Annotated in this window: 12 protein-coding genes; 10 read left to right on the top strand and 2 right to left on the bottom strand. The window is 56.8% G+C overall.

Annotated elements, in window-relative coordinates:
- Positions 1–11: 11 nt before the first annotated feature.
- Genes kdpC through msub_RS02580 form a run of 3 tightly spaced genes read left to right on the top strand, consistent with a single transcriptional unit; the run spans position 12 to position 4,014 of the window.
- The gene (gene kdpC, locus msub_RS02590; protein WP_053077928.1) at positions 12–614 is read left to right on the top strand and encodes a potassium-transporting ATPase subunit KdpC; all 603 of its coding nucleotides are present in this window, start codon (positions 12–14) and stop codon (positions 612–614) included.
- Entirely contained in the window at positions 611–3,289 is a 2,679-nt protein-coding gene (locus tag msub_RS02585) for a sensor histidine kinase (protein ID WP_048494575.1), read from the top strand. Before kdpC ends, msub_RS02585 begins: the two co-directional genes overlap by 4 nt.
- Complete coding sequence (locus msub_RS02580) at positions 3,286–4,014, top strand: response regulator (RefSeq protein WP_048494574.1); 729 nt, start codon at positions 3,286–3,288, stop codon at positions 4,012–4,014. The genes msub_RS02585 and msub_RS02580 overlap by 4 nt, the downstream gene beginning before the upstream one ends.
- A 38-nt stretch (positions 4,015–4,052) precedes the next feature.
- Here msub_RS02580 and msub_RS02575 read toward each other — a convergent pair whose 3' ends face one another.
- Together msub_RS02575 and msub_RS02570 are read right to left on the bottom strand one after the other, a co-directional pair.
- Positions 4,053–5,516: a malate:quinone oxidoreductase gene (locus msub_RS02575; RefSeq protein ID WP_048494573.1), complete on the bottom strand. Its 1,464-nt coding sequence runs from the start codon at positions 5,514–5,516 to the stop codon at positions 4,053–4,055.
- Positions 5,517–5,678: 162 nt separating this feature from the next.
- Positions 5,679–7,694 (bottom strand): hypothetical protein, encoded by a 2,016-nt coding sequence (locus tag msub_RS02570; RefSeq protein WP_227506617.1) that lies wholly within the window; start codon positions 7,692–7,694, stop codon positions 5,679–5,681.
- Between the two features lie 236 nt (positions 7,695–7,930).
- Between msub_RS02570 and msub_RS02565 the strand changes: the two genes are divergently transcribed.
- The 7 genes from msub_RS02565 to msub_RS02535 all read left to right on the top strand — a co-directional run bounded on the left by msub_RS02565 (position 7,931) and on the right by msub_RS02535 (position 18,449).
- Positions 7,931–9,238: a carboxylate--amine ligase gene (locus tag msub_RS02565; RefSeq protein ID WP_048494572.1), complete on the top strand. Its 1,308-nt coding sequence runs from the start codon at positions 7,931–7,933 to the stop codon at positions 9,236–9,238.
- Positions 9,239–9,395: 157 nt separating this feature from the next.
- Complete coding sequence (locus tag msub_RS02560; RefSeq protein WP_048494571.1) at positions 9,396–10,580, top strand: thiamine pyrophosphate-dependent dehydrogenase E1 component subunit alpha; 1,185 nt, start codon at positions 9,396–9,398, stop codon at positions 10,578–10,580.
- Position 10,581: 1 nt separating this feature from the next.
- A complete protein-coding gene (locus msub_RS02555; RefSeq protein WP_048494570.1) occupies positions 10,582–11,559 on the top strand; it encodes an alpha-ketoacid dehydrogenase subunit beta in 978 nt (325 codons plus the stop codon).
- A 26-nt stretch (positions 11,560–11,585) separates the two neighbouring features.
- Positions 11,586–13,187: a dihydrolipoyllysine-residue acetyltransferase gene (locus msub_RS02550; RefSeq protein ID WP_048494569.1), complete on the top strand. Its 1,602-nt coding sequence runs from the start codon at positions 11,586–11,588 to the stop codon at positions 13,185–13,187.
- A gap of 9 nt (positions 13,188–13,196) precedes the next feature.
- Positions 13,197–15,041, top strand: coding sequence for a protein kinase domain-containing protein (locus msub_RS02545; protein WP_048494568.1), 1,845 nt, complete (start codon positions 13,197–13,199; stop codon positions 15,039–15,041).
- A 282-nt stretch (positions 15,042–15,323) separates the two neighbouring features.
- Positions 15,324–17,096: a thiamine pyrophosphate-requiring protein gene (locus msub_RS02540; protein WP_048494567.1), complete on the top strand. Its 1,773-nt coding sequence runs from the start codon at positions 15,324–15,326 to the stop codon at positions 17,094–17,096.
- Between the two features lie 129 nt (positions 17,097–17,225).
- Positions 17,226–18,449, top strand: a complete 1,224-nt coding sequence (locus tag msub_RS02535) for a pyridoxal phosphate-dependent aminotransferase (RefSeq protein ID WP_048494566.1) — start codon at positions 17,226–17,228, stop codon at positions 18,447–18,449.
- Positions 18,450–18,532 lie beyond the last annotated feature (83 nt).

Genomic DNA, 18,532 nt, shown 5'->3' with positions numbered 1-18,532 from the left:
GAGATAGAAAGATGGCTGATTCAAATACTGTAAGTGCAACCCGGTCGGCCTCCTGGCTGGCCGCTGCGAGGGCTGCCATAGTGTTCATCCTTATTTGCGGCGGACTGTATCCTCTGGTTATCACGACCGTAGGCGGTGTACTTTTCCCCCATCAGGCCACTGGCAGTCTGATCGAGATAGACGGCAAAGTGGTGGGCTCAGAACTGGTTGGACAACGGTTCACAGCCCCGGAATACTTTCATGGCAGGCCATCAGCCGCAGGCTATGATCCGTTTTCCGTGAGCGGTTCCAACTACGCGCCCAGCAATCCCGATCTCAGAGCCCGCGTGGCAGAGGATTCCGAAGCAATTGCGTCAAGGGAAGGCGTGTCGCCCGACTCGATTCCGGTCGATTTGCTGGCGGCTTCTGGTTCCGGCATTGATCCGCACATTTCACCTGAGTCGGCTCTTTTGCAGGCCGAGCGGGTGGCGGCCGCACGGGACATCCCCGTGTCCGAAGTACATGACCTGATCAAACAGGTCACCGAAGGCCCAACGTTTGGCGTTTTCGGCCAGCCCCGGGTTAACGTGCTGAAAATCAATCTGGCGCTGGATGGCAAGGAGATTTCCGATTGACTAATGGCGATCTCAATCGCCCCAACCCCGACGCGCTGCTGAAGACTCAGCAGCGCGATTCGGCCGGCGGGCTGAAAATTTTTCTGGGTGCGGCGCCGGGCGTCGGCAAAACCTATCAGATGCTTCAGGCTGCCCATGAGCTGAAGCGCCAGGGTGTTGATGTGGTCGTTGGCGTCGCTGAAACCCACGGACGCGCCGAAACCCTGGCCCTGTGTGAGGGCCTTGAGCAGCTTCCGGCAAAGGAAATCGAGTATGCCGGCAAACAGTTTCGGGAATTTGATCTGGATGCTGCCCTCACCCGAAAACCGGACGTTCTGCTGCTGGATGAGCTGGCTCACCGGAATATTCCGGGTTCCCGTCACCCCCGGCGTTATCAGGACATCGAAGAGCTGCTGGACCAGGGCATAACGGTCTGGACTGCCATTAATATCCAGCATCTCGAAAGTCTTTCGGATGTGGTGGCCAGCATCACCGGCGTCCGGATGCGGGAAACCGTACCCGATTCGATCCTGGAGCGGGCCAGAGACATTGTACTGGTAGACCTCACACCTTCGGAACTGCTCGAACGCCTGAAGCAGGGCAAGGTCTACGTACCTGAACAGGCCCGGGCGGCGATGGAGGGGTACTTCTCGCCCTCGAACCTGTCAGCCCTCCGGGAAATGGCGGTTCAGGCCATCGCCGAGCGGCTCGACTCGGATGTGCGTGAAACCATGCAGTCCCGGGGCATAGAGGGGCCCTGGCACATCCGGTCGAAAATGCTTGTGGCCGTGGATGGCTCAGGCCAGGGAGAAACCCTGGTGAGAGCCGGAAGGCGGTTGGCTGAACGACGCAAAGCACCCTGGACTGTTGTCACCGTCGACAACGGTCGGGCAGGTCCGGCAGAGCGGCAACGCCTTGAACGGGTATTTGAACTCGCGACCAGGCTGGGCGCCGAGGTAAAAACACTTCGCGGCTACGACGTCGCCGAGGAGATTCTCGCCTTCGCGAAAGACCAGAACGTGACCACATTGGTTCTGGGGCGCTCCCATAACCGCTGGTGGCACTTCCGAAAGTCCACCAGCCGCCATCTGCTGAAAAAGGCGGACGCGTTTGAAGTGACCTTCATTCCGGTTCCACGGAAACAGCGGCGGCAAATCATCGAAACCGCACCCCGGGGAGGCAAACTCACAGACTATGTCTGGGCGGTTGCCAGTGTTGGTGTCGCGACGCTCCTTTCCAAGGTTCTTGTGCAACTGCTGCCGCTGGGCAACCTGTCCCTGATCTTTCTGACCGCTGTTTTGTGGGTCGCCGCGAGGACCGGTATACGCCCAGCGCTGTTCACGGCGCTGCTCAGTTTCCTGACCTACAACTTCTTTTTCACCGAGCCGCGCCTGACCTTCAATATGACGGAGACTGATGAGGTCCTGACGGTGGTTTTCTTCCTGATTATTGCGGTCATCGGCGGCAATCTCGCAGGCCGGCTGCGAGGCCAGATCCACATGCTTCGCGTATCCAACGACCAGACGGATGCCCAACTGGCCTTTACCCGGCGATTGGCGTCCGCTCCGGATATCACCTCGGTTCAGAATGAGGCGGTGGAGGCCATGTACGATCAGTTCCGGATGCCTCTTATCATCGCCCAGAACAGCCCGGACAATGGCGACCTCGAAGTCATTACCCGGGGAGGACCGGCACAGACCCTGAATGAGGCGGCGTACTCAGCGATCGACTGGGCCCTCAGAAATGCCAGGCCCAGTGGTGCCTTCTCGGACACCCTGAACAGCCTTCCCTGGCGGTTTGAGCCGATTGAGGCGGACAATCAGGTGTACGGTGTTCTGGGGCTTCGGGTGGATGACATGTCTGCGGAGTATTATCGGGGCCTTGCAGTCGGTATCTATGTGCATCAGTTGGGGCTCGCATGGTTCAGGACCCAGTTGGCAGCCAACCTTTCTGCATCGCGGGTTGCCGAGGAGACCGAACGTCTGCGATCCGCCCTGCTTTCCTCCATCTCCCACGACCTGCGCACCCCTCTATCTTCCATGATTGGCTCTGCAAGTACACTGAAATCGATGTTCAACAAGCTTTCGGACGAAGACCGTGAAAGTCTTTTCGATTCCGTGCTCGGCGAAGGCGAACGGTTGGACAGATACATCCGTAATTTGCTGGATATGACGAAACTCGGCCACGGTACGCTCAAGATCGAAAGGGACTGGATCGCTTTCACGGATATTCTCGCTTCCGCGCTCAGGCGCACCAGAAACCTGATGTCGAAAGTTCGGGTCGAGCGGAATGTAGAACAGGATCTCCCGCTGCTTTTTGTCCACCCGGCGCTCATTGAGCAGGCGCTGGTCAATGTGCTGGAAAACGCCGCCAAGTTCGCGCCCGATGGTTCAACATTGACCATCCAGGCTCATCGGGAGGCAAATGAATTGATTATTGCCATTTCAGACGAGGGGCCGGGCATTCCTGAGGACCAGCGTGAGCAGGTATTCGATATGTTCTTCACGGGTGGCGAAGGAGACCGGGGGCCTCATGGTAGCGGGTTAGGACTGGCCATTTGTCATGGTATGGTCGCTGCCCACGGTGGCCGCATTCGGGCACTGGCTGGCCCGAATGGTTCCGGTGCCACCATCGAAATGGTCCTGCCCCTGATAGAATCTCCTGAACAAGAATCCAATCGGGAATCCAGTGAATGACTGCACCAGCACAAAATCGGGAAAAGCCCTGCATCCTCATTATCGATGACGAACCTCAAATCCGGCATTTCCTGCGTATCAGTCTTAAAACCGAAGGATACGAGCTACTCGAAGCGGAAAATGGCGAATCTGGGCTGGGACTGTGTGCAAGACATTCGCCGGACCTTGTGATCCTGGATCTGGGGTTACCGGATATGGATGGCTCGGAGGTGCTTGCCGGGCTGAGGGAATGGTCATCGGCGCCTGTCATCATTCTTTCTGTGCGCGACCGGGAACTGGAAAAAGTGAAAGCCCTGGATCTGGGTGCCAACGACTATGTGACGAAGCCGTTCGGAGTTGATGAGCTACTCGCCAGAGTCAGAACACAGCTACGCAATTATGAGCGTAAACGAGCCTCCTCCCCTGGGGCTTCGGTGGTTTTCGATGATGGCGAATTGTATATCGACCTCTCCATGCGCAAGGTCACTGTCAAGGGAGACCCTGTCAGGCTGACCCCGAAAGAATTCGCCGTTCTGAAGGTCCTGATGCTGGCGTCCGGAAAAATCGTCACCCAGTCGCAACTGTTAAGGGATATCTGGGGTCCGACTCACACCACAGATACCCACTACCTGAGAATCCTTATTGGGAGACTCAGGCAGAAGCTGGCAGACGATCCAACGGAACAGCATTATATCCAGACCGAGCCGGGCGTCGGATACCGTTTTCTGGATAACACGGCAATCTGATGCCAGGCCGAATCCATGGTTTTTTTAAGTCGCCGGCGTCACTCGGCCGCCTGCTTGTTGATCCCCAACCTTGCGTTAACGGCGTCGCGAATCTCGCGATACCGGTCAGGGTGGTTAATCAGTGCAGCCAGATCGTCCTCCGGAAAAATCTTCGCTTTCTTTTTCCGGGCTTCTTCTTTTTCAAAGATGGACGGTAACAACTGCTCAAGGCAGCGCAGCATAACCTCAGGCGACACAGAAGCGCCGGGCGATGCCCCCAGTAACGTCCCGTAGGTTTTGTCTCTGGACACCAGAACCTCCGTGCCCATCTGCAAATCCCCGTCTTTTATGATCTGCACCCGTTGGCCGGCCTCGACCGGCTTCCAGTCAAACTTTTTACTCAGGCCAGGGGCAAAGCTGTCCAACTCCTCAAACATGCTCTTTTCACCCTTGAAGGTCTCTGAAACCAGATATTTAACCAGGGCAAAATGCTCTATGGCCACGTTCAGCAGGCCGGGAATATCATGCAGGCGCATGGAGCGGAGATAGTCCAGGAAGCCACGGCCCCGCTCAAGAACCGGCTTGAAGGAGGCGAACGGGCCAAACAGCAGGTAATACTGGCCATCAGCTACCCGCAAATCCAGGTGCGGCACGGACATGGGTGGTGCACCCACCTTCGCCTTGCCATAGGTCTTGGCACGGTATTGATCAGCCTGATCCGCGCTAATCGGGGCCCGCAGGAAGCGCCCGCCCACAGGAAAGCCGGAAAACCGCTTGGCAAACGGCAGATGGCTCTTTTTCAGGATCGGGAAGGCGCCGCCGCCGGCGCCGACAAACAGCACATCCGCCTTATAGCGAGTGGCAACACCCTGGCGCACGGTTTCCACAAGCCAGCTTCCAGAGGGGCTGCGGTGTACCCTTTTGACATGGGTGCCGTACTCAATTTTCACGCCCAGGTCGTTAACGGCGTACTCGGCCATCTGCTGCGTCAGGGCGCCGAAGTTGACGTCCGTACCCGTCTCAATCACGGTCGCCGCCATTTTCTGATCGCGCGGCCGCTCTTCCATGGTGTAGGGAATCCAGCGCTTTATTTCATCGAAATCTTCCGAGTAACGCATCTGCTCAAAAAAATGATGGGCGGACATTTCCCTGAATCGCAACCGCAGTTCGTCGATCGCGGTTTCGGATACGATCGTGCAGTGTTTGGTCTGGTTGATAAACGACTTGGGGTCTTTTATGGCCCCCTTCTCGATCAGATAGGCCCAGAACTGCTTGGCGACATTGAACTGGGCATGGATTTTCAGGGCTTTTTCAACGGAAATAACCTCTTCGTCCACCGGGGTATAGTTCAGTTCACAGTTTGCTTCGTGCCCGGTGCCGGCGTTGTTGAATACCCATGAATTCCCCGCCCCCGCGCCGTCGAGTCTTTCCAAAAGGGTGATATCCAGCTCGGGCGCCAACTCTTTCGCCAGAGTGGCAAAGGTGGTTCCCATTATTCCCGCGCCAATAATAATTACGTTCATATAGTCTACTCGCCAGTCCCTAATACTCTGATATTGGTCAACAAACACCGTCGGGCTTGAAGGTACCACGCTTTCGGCACTCAGTGGAAACCGGCTCCAGGCCTAATTATCGGGAATCGAAGGCGCTTTCAGCCTTTTGGAGAATTGCCCTTTGGCACGGTCTTACTCATAACTCGAAGCCCAACTGCCTCGGCCCAGCTCTGTGGTTCTTGTCACGTCCGCTTCAGGAATCACTGCAAGGTCCCCGAGCTCTCTTGGGTCGTAATGAAATACGCACAAACGCGACGCAAACTCCGGGAACGGCAGCGATGCCTCGCCGTGGCGTTCACCGTTACCTTCGGTTGAACAGTTGATACCCTGCCCCCAATCCTGGCCACTGTCATTGTTGGGGTTGAAAAAGTAGACACGTATCTCTCCCTCTTGATCGAGGTTTACCCGGAGAATGGTTATGGCATGGCGCCCCACAAAGCGCCCGCCACTGTCGGTGACAGCGATGCCGGCAGGCTGAGGATGGACAACGGGAATATTACCGTTGTAATAGGGGTGGTAAGAGGCATAGAAATGCCGGATAAATGCCTCATAAGCAGAGATTTTCCCTGTAGCCCGGCTAATGACGCTCAGAAAGCCATACCCTACCCACCAGCCGTACATTTCAGGATTGATCCAGCGATGCAGGTCGTCGTCCCGTACCCCGCATAAACGTCCCATTTCGCCATAAATCCGGTCAAGATGTGGCGCCAGAATCAGTGACACCGGATCGACATCGATGGGAGGTTGCTTGGCAAGACCTGCTTCCAGATATTGAGAATTAATGTATTGGCCTTCAAATCGCATGACGACGTCATCGTCGCGAGCGGCCCAGGCGACCAGTTGCAGCAGAAAATCGGCGTCGTTGAACGACCACATGGAAAGGCCAATGACTGACTGACAGGTTGGATTATTGCCCTGGCCTACTCCCAATGGCTGGCCCAAAAGGCTCAGCACACCGGCCAGCAGATACACTCGTGGCGGCTGGGCATCGCCAAAAACCGCACTCAGCCTGTCACACGCCACCGGGCAGACTTTCAGTTGCATTTGCCGCCACAAACCGGCAGCCACTGCTGGTGTGAATAACGCTCCCCGCTCAAGAAACATGGCAAGGCCATAGACAGCCTGGCATGTTTCCGGATGAACAACTTCGTCAATTAATTTCAGCACAATCTGACGGTAGCTTTGAAGGACATCATTGCCAGTGATGCTCAGGCCCAATGCCCGGGCAATGAGGCTATCGTGATTCCCTCGAAGGTATCGTAAAAGTAGGGGATGATAAGCGGACACCATCCCCGTACCATGCATGGCGCTGGCGAACGCCTGGGCCTCTTCAGAGAGTGCAGATTCGTCCATTATGGCCAGACGCTCGCCATAGACGGCAAAACCCGGATCATCACGACTGCCGGGCGTGGGGCCGAACAAGGCGCTGACCAAAGCAGCCGCCCTGTCCATGCCCGACGTTTCAATTTCCGGGTCAAACAGGCATTTGGCAATCTGGCTGACCATCTGTTTGATGCTGTCAGTCTGTATCGGGCGCTGCGCCAGCAAGCGCTCCACTTCGTGAACCAGGCTGTCGAGAATGCTTGCATAACCCAACCGGTTGAGCAGGTACAGGTAGAGCGAACTCACGACGTGACCAAGCCCCTGCGGCCGTTCCCTGTCTGCTTCGCTCATCTGGCCTGAGAGCAAGTCCAGGTTCAGTGCTGTTACCTGGGTAAGAAGATTTCTGGCCTGTTCCGCCGAAATTTCGGGGTGGAGATAATCACCCATGGCAACCGCGAGCAGGCGAAGCTCACTCAGCGCTTCAATCGCTGTAAACGCCGGAGTGCCCTGGCGTAATGTTCTCACCGCAAGAGCTGGCCTCAGAATGGCAGGATGGTCCCAGTCACTGCTTACAAATACACCACTGGCCTCTATCACAGGCACCCGGGCATACAGTGCGTCCAGCCCGGACGACGTTTCCATAACCCGAAGAGCCGCTTCAAGTACCTCTGTGTTCGGGGTCGTGAAGTCAATCCCCCGGGCTAGCGCCAGCCGCTCCAGGGCCTCATCAAAATTGGCAACACAAACGTTGATACCTGAATCAGAGATATCTGAATCAGAGCCGGCAGAGGTCACACTGCTTTCCTTGCTATTTGAGTAAGCCAATCTGGATCGTCCATGTTCCCAAGATGCTCTTGCGGCACTCCGGAAGCAAGAAATTGTGCCGCTTTCGTTTCTATTTGTAACTGCACCAACTATGTTGGTACTTGAAGGTTGGGGCGAAAGTAACCCCGGATTGGGTTAGCCATTCGCCACAATCGACAATACCAACGGCCCTGTTTGTCCCGTACGCGCCAAAATCTGCGCAAGTTTTCTCGGCAAACCGGCAAGGAGAATATGGAATGTCAGTAACATCAGAAAAAGAGTTACCCAAAGAGGTAGCAGCATGGCGCGATCCGGACATGGACTCGGTGAAGGGTACTGAGACTCCAAAAGATCCGAACAAAGGCTACATAGCCCTGCTGGGCTGGAGTGTTAATGCGATCAAGGCCGCACAAAAGTTTGATCGCCGCTATATAGTGGTGGCTCCGGATTGGGCTTCAGATTTCTGCACCGCTAACAACATACCTTTCATTCCGTGGGATTTTATCCGGTTGAATGACCGTTCACTGGAGATTGCTGAAAAGCTCAAGGCGGAAGGCGTTGATGTCGCCATCCCGCTCTTTGAGGAAACCGTCGAGTGGTCAGGCGCGATCAATTCTATGCTGCTCAACAACCCTCGCATGTACGGCCAGTCCATTCTGTTTCGGGACAAGGCACTGATGAAGCGCAGGGCCCAGCTTGGCGGGATACGCGTTGGGATTTTCGAGGAGGCGCACGAGAAAGAAGACATCGTTCGCTTCATGAAACGCGTCAACCAGACACTTCTCAAGCTGGATGGTGACCCGGACGATCCAATCCACGTGAAGGCTTTCGACAAGGCTGGCTGCCTCGGCCACCGCATGATTCGCACGCTGGAAGAAATCGACCACATACCGGACGAAGAATACCCCCTGCTCATGGAAAGTCACTTGAGTGGCTGGGAGTTTGCCGTTGAGGCCTGGATCCACAACGGCAAAATCAAGTTTCTGAATATCTCTGAGTATGTGACCCTGGGGTATTCGGTATTCGTGCCCGCTACCGAGCAACTCGAGAGCTGGCGCAACGCAATTACCAAACAGATCGAGTTGCTGATCAAGACGTTCGACATTCAGTTCGGCCTGATTCATCCCGAGTATTTTGTCACTGCAGACGGCGAAATGTACTTTGGCGAAGTTGCCTACCGTCCACCGGGGTTCAAGGCGTTCGAGCTTATCGAACGAGCCTATGGATTCAACCCGTACCAGGCTTCAATGCTGGTGTTCGATCCCAAAAGCACCCAAGAGGAAGTGGACAGCTTCTTCCCTCGCGAAGTGGTCGATGCGAAGGGTTACGCGGGTTGCTTCGGTGTTTATCCGCGTAGGCGCGTGGTCAGCAAGCTGGAAATGCCACCAGAAACCACTGAGCATCCGTATTTCGAATCACACGAGCTGGTCGCACCCACCGAAGAGACCGTTCCGGACCGGTCTGCCTTCGGTACCCATTGGGGGCTGGTTTTCTTCTTTGGCGACGATCCCATCAAGATGCGGGACCTGCTGAAAGCCCAGGAGGAGTTGGATTTTTACGTCTAGATAGCCGCCAGACCCTACCCCTAAACTGCAGTTTACGTTAAGGTAAATATAACCTGGCACGAATCACACCAGATTCTGCCAGGTTGTCTACAATGACATTAACGACACTCCCACAAGGCGTGTTTGTTCCTCAGGCCATTACCCCAGGAAGAGGATTATGACAACAACAAAGTCCAAAGTTGTGTATTCCCCAGTGTTTACCGACGGTGCGGAATTTCGGATTCCCACCTTCAAGCTTCTGAAACAGGACGGCAAGCTCTACAAGAGCGCCAAGGCTCCTGATCTCGACAAAGCCAAGGCCCTTCGCATCTACCGGGCCATGGTCACCACCCGGATACTCGACGAGCGCATGCTTGCCGCCCAGCGACAGGGCCGTTTGAGCTTTTACATGCAGTGCACCGGCGAAGAAGCCGCCGTGATCGGTAGCGCGGCGGCACTGGATGATGGCGACATGATCATGGCGCAGTATCGGGAGCAAGGCGCCCTCGCCTACCGCGGCTTTACCATCGACGAATTCATGAATCAGTTGTTCGGCAATGAGCTGGATTACGGCAAGGGCCGCCAGATGCCCGTGCACTATGGTTCGAAGAAGCTGAACTACATGACCATCTCGTCACCGCTGGCCACCCAGATTCCCCAGGCCACCGGTTATGCCTATGGCCAGAAGTTGCAAGGCGAAGGCCACTGCACCATTACCTATTTCGGCGAAGGCGCCGCGTCGGAAGGCGATTTCCATGCTGCCCTGAACATGGCTGCGGTTCATCGCGTACCGGTGATCTTCCTTTGCCGCAACAACGGTTATGCCATTTCCACGCCGGCCGCCGAACAGTTTGCCGCCGACGGCGTTGCGCCCCGGGCCTACGGCTACAAGATGGATGTGATCCGGGTGGATGGTAACGACATTCTTGCGATGTACCAGGCCACGCAGGAAGCCCGAAAGCTGGCTGTGGAACACAACCGCCCGGTATTGATTGAAGCCATGAGTTATCGCCTGGCTGCCCATTCTTCATCCGACGATCCGTCCGGCTACCGCAGCAAGGATGAGGAAGCCGTCTGGCGCGAGAAAGATCCGATCCTGCGCATGCGTCTCTGGTTGGAAAGCAAGAAATGGTGGAGTGAGGACGACGAAAAGCAGCTTCAGGAAAACATGCGCCGGGAAGTGCTTGAAACCATGAAGCGGGCCCAGAAACGGCCACCACCGGCGCTTGAAACCCTGGTGAGTGATGTCTACGACGAGGTCCCCCCGGCGCTGGCTGAGCAGTTCGACAAGTTGAAAGCGCATATCCGCCGGTACCCGGATGAGTACCCAAAGAGTGCCGAACACGCCAAGGGAGGGGCCTGAGATGACCAAGATGAATATGCTCCAGGCGATCAACAATGCCCTCGACACCGCCATGGCGGAAGACGAGCGGGTGCTCTGTTTCGGTGAGGACGTGGGTGTTTTTGGCGGTGTTTTCCGTGCCACCAGTAACCTGCAACAGAAATACGGCAAGGCCCGTTGCTTTAACACGCCTCTGGTAGAGCAAGGCATCATCGGGTTTGCCAACGGCCTCGCGGCCCAGGGTTCGGTGCCGGTAGCCGAGATCCAGTTTGCCGACTACATCTTCCCGGCGTTCGATCAGATCGTGAACGAATCCGCCAAGTTCCGCTATCGGTCAGGCAACCTTTTCAACGTTGGCGGGCTGACCATTCGTGCCCCCTACGGCGGCGGTATCGCCGGTGGCCTGTACCACTCTCAGTCTCCGGAAGCCTACTTCGCGCATACCCCGGGGCTGAAGATCGTGGTGCCACGCAATCCGCACCAGGCAAAAGGGCTGCTCCTGGCCGCCATTCATGACCCCAACCCCACCCTGTTCTTTGAGCCCAAACGGCTTTACCGGGCCTCGGTGGGCGAAGTGCCTGACGAAGACTACCGGCTGCCAATCGGTGAAGCCGAAGTCCTCAAGGAGGGCAACGACGTAACGGTGCTTGGCTGGGGCGCCCAGATGGAAGTGATCGAACAGGCCGTGGAACGGGCCGAGAAAGACGGCATTTCCTGCGAAGTCATCGACCTGAGGACCATTTTGCCCTGGGATGTGGAAACCGTGGCCAATTCCGTGTTCAAGACCGGGCGGCTGGTGGTTACCCACGAAGCCCCCCTGACCGGCGGCTTCGCCGGTGAAATCGCTGCCACCATTCAGGAGCGTTGTTTCCTGTACCTGGAGTCTCCGATCGCGCGGGTTACCGGGATGGATACGCCCTTCCCGCTGGTGCTGGAAAAAGAGCACCTGCCCAATCACCTGAAGGTCTATGAGGCCATCAGGGCGAGCGTTGAATTCTAGGCTGATATCAGGACAGGAGAGCAAGCATGAGTGATTTTATACTGCCCGATATCGGCGAAGGTATCGTGGAATGTGAATTGGTCAAATGGCTGGTCAGCGAAGGCGATGTCATCGAGGAAGATCAGCCAGTGGCCGAGGTGATGACCGACAAGGCCCTGGTGGAAATTCCAGCGCCCTATAAGGGTCGGGTGACCCGCCTTTATTATAAGGAAGGCGATACCGCCAAGGTTCATGCCCCGCTGTTTGAGCTGGTGGATGAGAGCGAAAGTGGTGACCAGGCTCCGGCGGCCGGTTCGCCGGAGCCTGCCAAAGCTGAGCCAGCCAGCGAAGCCAGCCCGGAATCGGCCACACGCCCGGCGGCGTCCGACGATGACGCGACCGAGGACTTTATCCTGCCGGATATTGGCGAAGGGATTGTCGAGTGCGAGGTGGTGGAATGGCGAGTCGCCGAAGGTGACGAAATCGAGGAAGACCAGCCCGTAGTGGATGTCATGACCGATAAGGCCATGGTTGAAATTACCGCACCCAAAGCCGGGCGCGTTACCAAGCTCTACCATCAGCAGCAGGCCATGGCCAGGGTTCATGCCCCGCTGTTCGCGTTCATTCCCCGCGATCGGGAAGAACCGGACGAGCCCAAAGCCAAAGCGGAGCCCGCTGCTCAGCTTTCAACGGCAACGGCCTCACCTGTGGCTACGGCCAGCCGACAGCGTGTTCCTGCCAGCCCGGCCGTTCGTCGCCTGGTTCGGGAGCACGAGCTCAACCTGGGTGACATCCCAGGCTCCGGCAAGGATGGCCGGGTGCTGAAAGCCGATGTGCTGGCTCATATTGAGGAGGGTCCAAAACCGGCTCAGACTCAGGCGCCCGCCGACGATACGCAATCTGTCACCATTGGCAGTGCCCGCCGGCAGCCTGCCCGCGAGCAGGAAGTTCGGGTCGAGCCTATCCGGGGCATGAAAGCCGCCATGGCAAAAAGCATGGTGAAATCGGCCACCACCATTCCTCACTTTATCTACAGCGAGGACATCGATGTCACTGATTTGCTCAAACTGCGGGAGCAACTGAAATCAGAGGCAGAGGCAAGGGGCTCGAGACTGACACTCATGCCCTTCGTCATGAAGGCGATTGCGCTCGCCGTTCAGGAATTCCCGGTGCTCAACAGCCAACTCAACGATGACGTCACGGAGATTCGCTACCTGCCCCAGTGCAATATCGGTATGGCGGTGGACGGCAAGGCAGGGCTTATGGTGCCGAACATCAAGGGCGTTGAAAGTCTGTCATTGCTGGGCATTGCCGACGAGGTGGCGCGCCTGACTGAAGCGGCCCGATCCGGTCGCGTCAGCCAGGAAGACCTCAAGGGCGGCACCATTACCATCTCCAACATTGGCGCACTGGGCGGCACCTACGCAGCGCCCATTATCAATGCGCCTGAAGTGGCCATTGTTGCACTGGGACGCACCCAGAAACTGCCCCGGTTTGACGCCAACGGCCAGGTGGTTGAGCGGGCCATCATGACCGTGAGCTGGGCCGGCGACCATCGCATCATCGACGGTGGTACCATTGCCCGGTTCTGCAATCGCTGGAAGGGCTACCTGGAATCGCCCCAAACCATGCTGTTGCATATGGGCTGACGGTTGATCATGGCGCAGAAAGCTCCACTGCAGCAGTTCTACATTCCCGAAGAGCAGTCGATCTACCTGCTCAGCCATGACGATGCCAAGAAGCTCAAGGACTGGGTGGCGCTTTGCGCTGCCCAGCTGCGCCAACTGGGTTACCGCAACATTGAACTGATTGGCAAGGGCGCCTACGGCTTTGTCTTTGCCGGAAGCCTGCCCGGGCCCGAGAACACCGGCCCGGAGCATGTTTTCAAGTTTACCCGTATCAACCTGCCGCAGCATCTGCAGGACCGCCTCGAGGATGAAGCCTACATTCTCGAGCAGGTTCGCCACCCAAGGGTGCCCCGGCTGATTTCCTATCAGCGCGCCAACAACCAGCCAATCCTGGTCATGGAACGGGCGGCCGGGCTCAACCTTGAAGAAGTCTCCCTGCGGGAGGGGCGCCTGAAACCCCGGCTGATCATTCGTATCGCTGACCAGCTTGCCGACCTCCTGCGCAGCCTGCGTCGGGAAAACGGCCCTGCGGGCCGACCGATTGTGCATGGTGACATCAAACCCTCGAACCTGGTCTTTGACGCCGCCACCGAAAACATCGCGCTCATTGACTGGGGTTCTTCAGTATTTGCGCAACTGGACGCCAACCAGCAATTCATCACGGCCAATGTGATGGAGCTGATGTCCGACAACCTGCAACAGACTAATGCCCGGCTGGGCGACGTCTACTTTATCGGTGAGGAGCAATTGAACGGTGGTCTGTCCTCTCCCCGGTTTGACGAACAGGGCGCGGCAGGCACGCTTTACGCCCTCGCCTCGGCGCAATCCTGCCGGTTCGGCCATCGGGCTATCCCGGCCACGTCCCTGGGCCTGCCTATGGAGTTTGCCCGGATGCTGGATGGCATGCTGGCACCCGATCCGGATACCCGCCGCAAGGCCGGTGATTACTACCTGGAGGAAATGCCGCGGATGGCACGGACGGTGATGATTGATCTGCCCGCGCAACCCGTTGTCGCCCAGGTGCCGGTATGGGTACGCGCCTCAGACCAGGAAATCGACACCGTCGTGTACAGTTCCCGTAAATCGTTCCTGAGGGAGGAAGGTGCGTCGGAAACCCTCAACGACGTCAATGACGTACAGCTGGATCGTTACTACAAGAATTTCATGCAGGGTATGGGCGAGACCGAAAAGGCATTCCTCGCCGCGGTCAGCCGGCTCGGGCGCTACCCGGTCGAGGGCGGTTTGGCGGTTCGCTGGGAAACCGAGGGCGTCTACATTGATACCTCGCTGAACCTGCACGATCCGGCACTGAAGTCGGCCTTCGTGCAGGCCGTCAACAACATGGTCTATCTGGCCCAGGCCATCTACCGCAAGGGCATCTTCAAGAGCTGTCTGTTCAACGCCCGCAACACCCTGCACATTGATCGGTCTGACCCGGACAAGCCGTTCCGGGTATCGCCAGGCATGAAACTGCATTACGAGGTAAGTGCCGCACCGGAAGTGGAAGATGAGAGCCGGGTTCACTCCTATTTCGAGGACGGTCCGGACCCGGAAGAGTTTCTCGTGCTGCCGGAAACCATCATCCGTTCGCTGGAGGCACTGAATGACATCCACCATACCGGCATGATCATCTTCGAAGCCCTGCCCCGCCACCTCAAGATCCACAGTCACTACCGGCTGCTGGACCCGGGCCAGGAGCAGGAATTCAGCCGGCTGCTGGACCAGATTCTGTCAGCGGTGGAGCAGATCACCGGGCTTGGGGTTTCCGGCTTCATGAAAATGCCCTACAAAGACACCCGGTTTTTTCCGCACATCGAGCGTTTGCCCGAGCGCTACTACCCTCGTAATCCTCGAATAGAGGGCATGTCTTCCTGAGCTGCCCCAATTGGCCGCGGTTCTCTACCGGCCTGCGATCCGTTAATGAAATTTAATTCGCCGCTCCAGGTTTCTGTTTTTACGGGCTAACTCGGAATCAGACCAAGTATTGGCAAGCAAAGCGTTTTTGAGAGTTCTGGCTTGGTGGTCCATCCTCAATGGAGGATCTATTGAGCAAGCTTACGAACTCAAAGGACACATTCAGAACATGGTCATGCCGGTCACGGCGGTTGTAAACCCATGGCATCCACTTGCAAAGATACTGGCGAGGGAGACACCGATATGGGACAGACGGTAAGTGATTTCATTATTGAACGCCTCAGTGCCTGGGGGATTGAAAGAGTTTACGGATACTCCGGCGACGGCATTAACGGGGTTATGGCTGCGCTGAGACGGGCGAAGGGCAAAATTCGCATGATCCAGCCTCAACATGAGGAGCTGGGCGCCTTCATGGCCAGTGCTCATGCCAAGTTCACCGGGCAACCGGGCGTGTGCATTTCTACATCAGGGCCTGGCGCGGTCCACATCCTTAACGGGCTTTACGATGCGAAAAAGGACCACATGCCGGCCGTGGCAATCGTCGGCCAACAGGCACGCATGAGTCTTGGCACCGATTATCAGCAGGAAATAGACCTGGTCTCCCTTTTCAAGGACGTGGCGGGCCATTACGTCCATATGATCTCGGATGCGCCCCAGGCACGGCATCTGATCGACCAGGCGTTGCGAATTGCCATGGCGCACCGAACGGTCACGGCCATTATTGTTCCCAACGACGTTCAGGATCTTCCCATGGAAGAGCCGCCCGACAGCCATGGGGCGGTGTTCTCTGGTGTTGGCTACCGCTCGCCGATACTCCAGCCACACGATGACGACCTTGATGCAGCTGCCAGAGTCCTTGACGAGGGAACAAAAGTGGCGGTTCTGGCTGGTGCCGGCTGTAAGCATGCGGTTGATGAGGTACTGGCGCTTACCGACAAGCTGGGAGGCGGGCTGGCCAAAGCCATTCTTGCCAAGACCATGATTCCCGACGACGAAGAGTTTGTCACGGGCACCATGGGCCTGTTGGGCACCCGTCCCAGCCAGGAAATGATGGATGACTGCGACACCCTGCTGATGATCGGTACGCGATTCCCCTACGCCGAATTCCTGCCGGCTTCAGGACAGGCCCGGGCAGTCCAGATTGATCTGGATGCCGAGGCACTCGGCCTTCGTTATCCAACAGAGATAAACCTTCACGGCGACGCCCGGGCGACCGTCGCGGCGCTGACCGAACGCGTGGCACGGAAGGAGGACCGAGCCTGGCAGCATAAGATCATCGAAAATACCCGCGACTGGTGGCAGGTCATGGAGGAGCGAGCCATGGTATCGGGAAATCCCGTCAACCCCCAGCGCGTTTTCTGGTCTCTCAACCAGCGTTTACCGGAGAACGTCATGCTGACCTGTGACGTGGGCTCTGCAACCAACTGGTATGCACGTTATCTGAAAATACGCCCGGGAATGATGGGTTCTGTCTCAGGCGGGCAAGCCTCCATGGGCAATGCCGTACCTTACCTGCTGGCCGCAAAATTCGCTTATCCGGACCGCCCTGCAATAGCCATGGTCGGTGACGGTGCCATGCAAATGCTCGGCAACCAGGGGGTTATCGGCATAGCCAGATACTGGCGGGAATGGACCGACCAGCGCTGTATTGTGCTGGTGCTCAACAACCGCGACCTCAACCAGGTGACCTGGGAGCAGCGGGCAATGGAGGGCGATCCCAAATTTGAGACGTCTCAGGATTTGCCTGACTTTGCCTATGACCAATACGCCGAACTTCTCGGGCTGAAAGGCCTTCGCATAACCAGTCCTGACGAGGTCGATCGCGTCTGGGATGAGGCATTGGCTGCTGATCGACCGGTGGTTATCAATGCCTATGTCGATCCGGAAATCGGCCCCCTGCCCCCTCATATTGGCTTTGAACAGGCAAAGAACTTCATGTCTTCGATCCTCAAGGGAGACCCGGAGGCCTTTCGAATGATCAAACAGTCGATGAAACAGATGAAGACCAAGCTGTGACAACGTTCTGATGTTTTAGAGGCTCCGGTGGGGCCGTGACCCAAAGGAGACCGACACCATGATAGTGCGAGACCACGATGAGCAGGGCAGCTATCCACTTCTTGATGATGACGGGACGGTAATCCAGCGATGAACACAAAGCATGATGAAACAATCCGCCATGCGGATCACCGGTTGCGTGTGGCTCGTCGAGTTGAAGACCTGTCAGGATCGTCAATTTTCAGAATCAACGCCAAAGCACAGGCGTTAATGGAAAAAGGTCAGGATATTCTTCGCCTGGATGCTGGTGAGCCGGATTTCGATACCCCCAAGCCAATTATTGACGCCGCCAAAAAAGCGCTGGACGATGGCTTTACCCGTTACACGCCGATTGGAGGCTTGCCCAGCCTGAAAGAGGCAATCCGGCAAAAACTCAGGCGTGACAATAACCTTTATTACGATTCCGACGAAATCTTGCACACCTGCGGTGCCAAACAGGCGCTTTTCAATGCCTGTATGACCCTGCTCAATCCAACGGATGAAATTGTCATTCCCACGCCTAACTGGGGCACCTATCCCTCTCTTGCCATAATGGCATGGGCACGAATGGTTGAGGCCCCTACCCGGTACGAAGACAGGTTCATTCTGCAGCCAGAGGTACTCGAGGCGTGCCTCACTGAACAGACGCGGATCGTCATACTCAATACGCCAAACAATCCAACCGGGCAGGTCTATTCCCGGGAAGAACTGTCGGCATTGGGCAATGTACTGCTCAAATACCCGGATGTCTTCATCCTCTCGGATGATATCTATGAGCATCTTAATTATACCGACGAGCCTTATGCCAATATCCTCAACGTCTGCCCCTCTCTCAAAAATCGAACCGTGCTCATCAACGGGGTTTCCAAAGCCTACGCCATGACCGGCTGGCGGGTCGGCTTCGCCGCGGGTCCCGTGGATCTCATCACTGAAATGGAAAAGTTCCAGGGTCAGAGCACGTCCCATACCGCCGCCGTCGCTCAGAAAGCGGCAGAGGCAGCGTTTAATGGCGGCCTGGATGATGTTCACAACATGGTCAAGGTGTTCCGGGAGCGTGCCAACCTGGTCGCTGAGGGACTTTCCAGAATTGATAAGATCGATTTTCACCCGGCACAAGGCGGGTTCTACTGCCTGCCCAACTTTGAGCGGGTGATTGAATCACTCGATGGCGTCGAAGACGACCAGCAACTGGGGGACTGGCTGCTCGAAGAGTTGGGGATCGCTATGGTACCCGGTTCCGCGTTTAATGCCCCGGGGCACATGCGCTTGTCGTTCGCGGCGGACAACAAAACCCTGGAAAAAGGTCTCGATCGACTGCATAAGGCGTTTGGTTAGGTGAACAAGAAAGACCTGAGAGAGTCGTAACCAATTAGCACGGTTGTTAACTGTGTCATGGGCTGTGGGGGGAATTACTGATA

The organism is Marinobacter subterrani, assembly GCF_001045555.1.
GTDB lineage: Bacteria > Pseudomonadota > Gammaproteobacteria > Pseudomonadales > Oleiphilaceae > Marinobacter > Marinobacter subterrani.
This window is presented reverse-complemented; position numbering and strand designations above follow the sequence as displayed.